The organism is Helicobacter saguini (genome assembly GCF_000762875.2).
In the GTDB taxonomy this organism is placed as follows: Bacteria; Campylobacterota; Campylobacteria; order Campylobacterales; family Helicobacteraceae; genus Helicobacter_A; species Helicobacter_A saguini.
The window spans coordinates 67,513-74,084 of the sequence record NZ_JRMP02000014.1 but is presented as its reverse complement, the minus strand read 5'-3'; the positions used below and the strand labels follow the sequence as shown (position 1 = coordinate 74,084).

8 protein-coding genes and 1 pseudogene are annotated in these 6,572 nt (G+C 33.6%); 5 read left to right on the top strand and 4 right to left on the bottom strand.

Annotation, left to right across the window (positions count from 1 at the left end; genetic code table 11):
* The 4 genes and pseudogenes from LS64_RS12480 to LS64_RS08860 all read left to right on the top strand — a co-directional run.
* Nucleotides 1-776: pseudogene (locus LS64_RS12480) on the top strand (hypothetical protein); the annotation flags it as partial.
* Between the two features lie 37 nt (nucleotides 777-813).
* On the top strand, nucleotides 814-993 hold the full coding sequence (locus LS64_RS08870; RefSeq protein ID WP_052062660.1) for a hypothetical protein: 180 nt from the start codon (nucleotides 814-816) through the stop codon (nucleotides 991-993).
* Nucleotides 994-1,001: 8 nt separating this feature from the next.
* Nucleotides 1,002-1,775 carry a T6SS effector amidase Tae4 family protein gene (locus tag LS64_RS08865; RefSeq protein WP_118949155.1) on the top strand — a complete coding sequence of 258 codons (774 nt, stop codon included), beginning with the start codon at nucleotides 1,002-1,004 and terminating at the stop codon, nucleotides 1,773-1,775.
* On the top strand, nucleotides 1,772-2,110 hold the full coding sequence (locus tag LS64_RS08860) for a hypothetical protein (protein WP_034573390.1): 339 nt from the start codon (nucleotides 1,772-1,774) through the stop codon (nucleotides 2,108-2,110). The genes LS64_RS08865 and LS64_RS08860 overlap by 4 nt, the downstream gene beginning before the upstream one ends.
* 127 nt (nucleotides 2,111-2,237) lie before the next feature.
* On the opposite strand, the gene LS64_RS08855 is transcribed toward LS64_RS08860, so the two are convergent.
* On the bottom strand, nucleotides 2,238-3,032 hold the full coding sequence (locus LS64_RS08855; RefSeq protein WP_034573393.1) for a MetQ/NlpA family ABC transporter substrate-binding protein: 795 nt from the start codon (nucleotides 3,030-3,032) through the stop codon (nucleotides 2,238-2,240).
* Nucleotides 3,033-3,099: 67 nt separating this feature from the next.
* Between LS64_RS08855 and rsmG the strand changes: the two genes are divergently transcribed.
* On the top strand, nucleotides 3,100-3,690 hold the full coding sequence (gene rsmG / locus LS64_RS08850; RefSeq protein WP_052062661.1) for a 16S rRNA (guanine(527)-N(7))-methyltransferase RsmG: 591 nt from the start codon (nucleotides 3,100-3,102) through the stop codon (nucleotides 3,688-3,690).
* Between the two features lie 11 nt (nucleotides 3,691-3,701).
* Here the strand turns inward: rsmG and ubiE are convergent, their stop codons facing one another.
* The 3 genes from ubiE to LS64_RS08835 are packed head-to-tail and all read right to left on the bottom strand — an operon-like array spanning nucleotide 3,702 to nucleotide 6,544.
* The gene (ubiE, locus tag LS64_RS08845) at nucleotides 3,702-4,415 is read right to left on the bottom strand and encodes a bifunctional demethylmenaquinone methyltransferase/2-methoxy-6-polyprenyl-1,4-benzoquinol methylase UbiE (protein ID WP_118949154.1); all 714 of its coding nucleotides are present in this window, start codon (nucleotides 4,413-4,415) and stop codon (nucleotides 3,702-3,704) included.
* 33 nt (nucleotides 4,416-4,448) lie between these two features.
* Nucleotides 4,449-5,183, bottom strand: coding sequence for a hypothetical protein (locus LS64_RS08840; RefSeq protein WP_052062665.1), 735 nt, complete (start codon nucleotides 5,181-5,183; stop codon nucleotides 4,449-4,451).
* A 38-nt stretch (nucleotides 5,184-5,221) separates the two neighbouring features.
* Nucleotides 5,222-6,544, bottom strand: coding sequence for a 3-isopropylmalate dehydratase large subunit (locus LS64_RS08835; protein ID WP_052062800.1), 1,323 nt, complete (start codon nucleotides 6,542-6,544; stop codon nucleotides 5,222-5,224).
* Nucleotides 6,545-6,572 lie beyond the last annotated feature (28 nt).

Genomic DNA, 6,572 nt, shown 5'->3' with positions numbered 1-6,572 from the left:
CAAAACCAAACACTTTTAAAATAAACTCACCAAAACCCACATTAGATTCTAAACAAAACTTAGATTCTATAGAATCTAGCATAAATCTAACTAAGCCAAGTTTAAGAGTGCATTATAAAATAGATAGATTTCAAAAAGATAACTTACCCGTTTATGTAATAAAGTTAAATGATAAGATTATAGAATCTAGTAGTGAAAATCCGCTAGATTCTATAAATATAAATATGCAAGATTTAAAAGATTTAAATAAAATAAAAAAATATGATTATATAGAATCTAATTTTGATTTTAACGATTTAGATTCTAAGTTAAAACAAGAATATGAAAATTATGATATTAAATCACTAGATTTACAGCTAGATTCTAACCTTGCTACTTTTATATTTGTTATCCCGCAAAAGATTCCAAAAATATTTAAAAAAGCTTATGAAGATTATAAAGATAAAGAGTATGGCGTAGGTAGATTTCAATATCTTTATAACTATTGTAAATGCAAAGAAATACAACAAGAAGATTATACAAAAGTAGGCTTAAATGGAGAACCTTTAGTGCATTATATAATCACATTATTATCACCTGCTAAACTAGATTCTATTAATATTAATCTAGCAAATGGATTAGATAAATTTATAGAATCTAATAAAGATTCTAACACTTTAAGAGTGGATATAATAAATGTCGGATATAATGATAGTTTATGGGGTGAAAAAAGAGATAAAATGAGTAAAGATAAAGATTCTAATCTTACAACACTTCAAAACGATAAAAAAAGATAAACAAATCCTTGAGATGTATTTTAGTTATGGGGAGAATATGACACGATTACAAGAATACTCAAAGTATCATAATGATATAAATTTGCATATTAAGACACAAGGGTATAGTGATGGAGAGAGACTTGATATTGATTTAGAAACACACAACAAAATTATCAATATTCAGTGCAAGATTCACAATAATAAAGCTACAATTACAAATGTGTTTAATACGTAAGGGTAATTATGAAAAAACTTAAAGCAAAATGTGGAAATTTAGAAACTACGATAAATATACAAAGACCAAGCTTTGAGAGTGTAAAAAAGAATTATGTAGAGATAACAATGGTTGGTTCTAAAGAATATATAGAAAAATATAAGTTAATTCAAATAAATTTCAATAATGGCAACATCACACAAGAAGAGGCAAAAGAAGAGATTCGTAAACTTAGAATTGATATGTCAGAGGCTAGATATAAAACAGTAAGCAATAAACTATTGAATTTTTTTAATGAAGATAGAGAAAGTAGATATAATACATGTGCCACAAGAATAAGCTATGCTATTAATAATACTGCAATTCCACTTACAAAGACAGACAATCAAAAGTCACCTACTAATGCGTGGATTATCAATAATTCATATTATGGAATCTCTGTTGATAGTGTGATTGATATCCTATCTACTCTATGGCATAAGCCAAAGGTATATAATGCGACAATTAAACAATCAATTCTTAATGGTTGCACAGAAGATTTTTATCATAAAATGAATACAAAAGAGCAAAATCAATCTTTCTTTAAAGAGTTACAATCATTTAAAAGAAAAGGTGTTGCAGCAATGAGATTGCATAAAAATAGAATACGACATACGACGCTATGGGAAGAAAATGAGTTTGTAGATGTGAAAATGAATGATGAAAGTGATTTAAACTATTCTCTTTATGGATATAATTATCTAACTAATGAAATAAATGATTATCCAGCGGTTAGTGAATTTTACTTTTGGGAGTTGAAATGATGAGAAAAATATTATTATACATACTGGCTATTGTAAATTTTCAAAGTATGTCAGCAATAGATCCAATGATATTTCTGTATTATTACGATTCACAGCTAAAAATTCTTGGAATGAATTATTGTAAAGGCAAACAGCTTGATGTGTTAGTTCATAAGGAAGCAAAAGAAGCTATAAAAGCTTATATAGACAATATGTTAGAAAAATATAAAGACACGCAAGAAAGAGACAATTTTTGTTCTAATTTAAAAAGGGATAAGGAATATTTGAATAAAGTGAAAGAGATTACAAGCAAATATTGCTCTGCACATTCATCTTCTTGTTTTGCAAATCCTTAAGTAAAAGACGTGTAAAAACGAATTAAATAATTTTATAAAATCTAATCAGTATTTCAATATTCTAAAGATATTTGTCATAATTCACACACTAACTCTTATAGATAATAGAGTGAGACACAAAAAGATTCTAAAATGCGGGTATTACCTCGTCATTATAAGTCTCTTTCAAATATTTTTTGACTTTTTCGCTACGCAGAGCATTTACTAGGGCTTTGATTTCAGGGCGATTTTCATCACCTTTTCGCACAAAAACGCAGTTGCCATATTTTGACTTAGAATCTTCACGCAAAATCACATCTTTGCTACTCAAACCACCCTGCATAGCGTAGTTTCCATTGATTACCGCACCATCTACATCACTCAAAGTCCGCACCAAAAGCGGTCCATCCACGGTTTTAATCTCGATTTTCTTAGGATTTTTCGCTATATCATACTTTGTCGCCGTGAAATTATTTGGGTCTTTAAGCGTGATTATGCCGTTATTATGCAGCAAAATTAGCGCACGTGCGTAGTTGCTAGGGTCGCTTGGCACGGCGATTACCGCACCTTTTCTTAGCTCGCTAATATTTTTCAGCTTCTTTGAGTAAAGTGCGATAGGCTCGATATGCACCTCTCCTACATTTATAAAATCATATTTCCTATCTTTAGCCTGACTTTGATAAAATGGCACGTGCTGGAAATAATTTGCATCAATTGAGCCGTCATTTAGGGCGATATTTGGCATAAGTCCGTTATCATTAAACTCGATGATTTTGAGATTAATGCCTTGCTTTTTTAAATCTGGGGCTATTAATTGCAAGATTTTGGCGTGCGGGACTGGGACCGTGCCGACTTTTAGCTCTTTTGTTTCAGCTGCTTTTAAGCTAGATAATGGGGCTAACATTAAAAAAATGAAAGCTATAAATTTCAAAACTTTTATCATAAAAAATCCTTTTAAAAGAAATAATGATAAAATTATAGCTAAAAAAATTAGAATTTTAAGGAAAAAAATGAAAGAATGTAAGGAGATAAAAATCGACATTGAAATAATCAAACAAGATAGTAAATTTAGCACATTAGAATCTTATGCGAATTTAGTGCTAAAATGGGCTAAAATCCACAATATCACAGGCGCGAAAAATCTAGATTCTATACACAAAGAAATTTTTGATAGTCTGCTACCTACCGCGTTTTTAAAGCCTTTTGAAAACTGCATTGATATAGGCTCTGGAGCGGGATTTCCTGGGGTTATTTTGGCGATTTTTTATCCTGATTCTTTTTTTTATTTGCTTGAGCCACGTGCTAAAAGGGCGGCTTTTTTACAACATATAAGCTTGGAGCTAAAGTTAGAAAATATAGAAGTAATTAAAGATTTTTCTTACAATATTAATAATATTAAGGCTAATTTAATTACATCACGTGCCGTCTGCAACACGTCATTACTTATTAAAGATAGCCTTCATTTGCTACAACCAAATGGCTGCTACTTGCTATTTAAGGGTGAAAATAGCATTAATGAATACAAAACCTTAAATAATTTTGATGTAGAAATTTTCAAACACGATAAAAGGTTTTTTATTTATGCAAAAAGAGAATATTAGATTCTATAACCCTAATCCTTTTTTGCAATAACAAGTGAGCAAACCCCAGCGCTATAATCCTTTGCAAAAATTGTCGGCATATTATGCAGTGCGAGTTCCGCTTCCAAGCTCTCGCGACTTACAAAATTATCAATGCTATTTGGCAGGTATTTATACGCTTTGAAATTGCGCGAAATAGCCCCGCCAACAAGCGGCAAAATGCACTTTGTATAAAACCGCATAAGCGCACTAAAAAGCCCGCCCCCACGCGTCCCACCACTCATAAATTCCAAAATCACAACCACGCCACCAGGCTTTAAAACGCGGTAAAATTCACTCAACGCCGCCTTTCTATCAACCACATTTCTTAGCCCATAAGCAATCGAAATTATGTCCTTGCTCTCACTCTTAAGCGGCAGTTTGCTAGCTTGCGCGACAAAAAATATCCCTTTTGCAATCTTTTTTCGCGCCACATCAAGCATACCATTTGATGGGTCAATGCCAACGATACTAGCAATCTCTACGCCATTTTCACGCGTGCTCGCTTCCCACTGCAGCATCATATCGCCCGTCCCACACGCGATGTCAGCGATGTCAATGTGGCTTTTTTGCAGGATTTTAAAGGCTTCCTTGCACGCTTCCTTTCGCCAGGTAATATCCACGCCCATGCTCATCACGCGGTTTGTCGTATCATAAGTCGCCGCGATGTTGTCAAACATATTTATGATTTTTTCTTGCTTATCCATTTTGTCTCTTTTTGTGTTTTTGAAAGTGATATTTTAACGAATTTTTTGCATTCTAAAATGATTTATTTTAACAATCTTGCTACTTTTTTGCTCTTTTAAGCCGCGAGAATCAAGCACAATAATATCCGCATTTTTTATGGCAAAATCTTTATTGTATTTTTGTCCGCTTAGATTTGCAGATGATGAATAAAGCCAGGCAAAATGTTGCAAAAACGCGTTGTGTTTAGAATCTTTTATAACGCGAAAGCTTTTTGAGATGTTAGAATCTTTGTTAGATTCTATATTTTGTAATGTGTTTTTAGAATCTTTTTTGTTTGAAATATTACCTAGATTCTCTAAAATTTTTAAGGAATCTAGGTTTTTAGAATCTTGTTGTGTAAAGTTTAGATTCTGTGTGTTTTTTTTAGAATCTTTGCTATTTAGATTCTGTATATTTTTAGATTCTATATTTTCTAGCAAATTTATAGAATCTTTATTTTTTAAATTAGAGTTTAAATTTTGTGTATTTTTAGAATCTTTGTTTTTTAAATTTGCGTAAATATGCAAACTTTTGCAAGGCAGTATAAAAGTAGTTTTTTTAGCATATCGCACAAATCGTCTAAATTTAGTAGGGATTCTAGAATCTAGATTTTTGAAATTGCAAAATTCTTTTAATAAAATCTTATTTGCATTCGCCTTTTTAATCTCATTTATCCGCGCCGCACTTTTACTTAAAAACCCAATTGTCGTATCACTTTGAGCTAAAAAAATTACATTATTTAGATTCAATACTTTCCTTTTAGATTTATAAAATCTAGTTCTAAATATTAAGTTCTAGGGTCGCTTATCACCCCCGTGATGGCGGATTTGGCGACCACAGCGGCGTTTGCTAAAAAGACTTGTGAAGTCCTAGCACCCATTCTACCTACAAAGTTGCGATTTGTAGTTGAGATACACTTTTCATTATCGCCTAAGATTCCCATATAGCCGCCTAGACACGCACCACAAGTTGGGTTACTAACTAGCGCTCCTGCATCTAAAAGCGTTTGGATATATCCTGCTTCATACGCCTGTTTATAGATTCTTTGCGTGCCAGGAGTTACGATTAATCTAACTTTTTTATCAATTTTCTTACCCTTTAAAATCTCACTAGCTATTTTTAAATCACTTAGCCTACCATTCGTGCAAGAGCCGATAAATGCCTGCTGAATCTCAATTTTTTCCTTACTAGATTCACTAATTTTTTTCCCATTACTAGGTAAAAATGGATATGCCACCATCGGCTCTAAAGTATCTAAATCTATAACTATATGCTTTAAATAGTTAGCTTTTTCATCACTATAGTGAAATATCGGCTCACTTCGCAAGCCACCATTTAACGCTTTAACCTCATCTAAAAACGCCTTTGTTATAGAATCTACCGCCACAATGCCATTTTTCGCCCCCGCCTCAATCGCCATATTACACAGCGAAAATCTATCATCCATACTCAAAGTCGCCACGCCCTCGCCGCAAAACTCTAAGCTACGATAGAGCGCACCATCCACGCCCAAAATCCTAATCACCTCCAAAATCAAGTCCTTGCCGCCCACCATAGGCTGCAGTTTGCCCTTAAACTCGACCTTGATACTCTGTGGAATCTTAAACCAATTTTTCCCCGTAATCATCGCATACGCCAAGTCCGTGCTGCCCATCCCTGTGCTAAACGCGCCAAGTGCGCCGTGCGTGCAAGTGTGCGAGTCAGCACCAATAATCACATCACCACTAACTACCAAGCCTTTTTCAGGCATAAGCGCGTGCTCTATGCCCATATCACGCTCATCAAAGAAGTTTTTTAAGTTATGTTTTAACGCAAAATCGCGTGAGATTCTAGCCTGATTAGCCGAGGCAATATCTTTTGCCGGGATAAAATGGTCCATCACAATGGAGAAATTATCAGGGCGTGCAAGCCGCACCGCGCCGACTTTTTCAAACTCTTTGATAGAAATAGGCGTGGTAATATCATTGCCAATTACCATATCAATATTACACTCAATAATCTCATCGGCATAAGCTTTTCGCCCGATGTGGTGGCTAAAAATCTTTTCAGTGATAGTCTGGGGCTTGTCACTTTGTGAAACTTTTTGTGAATCTGTGCTTTGTTGTTGCAAGTCTCTACTTTTTGCATTTTGTGAATCT

Excerpts from the sequence above, each read along its gene's own strand:
- LS64_RS08870 (WP_052062660.1), top strand. The coding sequence starts at position 814 with ATGACACGATTACAAGAATACTCAAAGTATCATAATGATATAAATTTG.
- LS64_RS08865 (WP_118949155.1), top strand. The coding sequence starts at position 1,002 with ATGAAAAAACTTAAAGCAAAATGTGGAAATTTAGAAACTACGATAAAT.
- LS64_RS08860 (WP_034573390.1), top strand. The coding sequence starts at position 1,772 with ATGATGAGAAAAATATTATTATACATACTGGCTATTGTAAATTTTCAA.
- LS64_RS08855 (WP_034573393.1), bottom strand. The coding sequence starts at position 3,032 with ATGATAAAAGTTTTGAAATTTATAGCTTTCATTTTTTTAATGTTAGCC.
- rsmG (WP_052062661.1), top strand. The coding sequence starts at position 3,100 with ATGAAAGAATGTAAGGAGATAAAAATCGACATTGAAATAATCAAACAA.
- ubiE (WP_118949154.1), bottom strand. The coding sequence starts at position 4,415 with ATGGATAAGCAAGAAAAAATCATAAATATGTTTGACAACATCGCGGCG.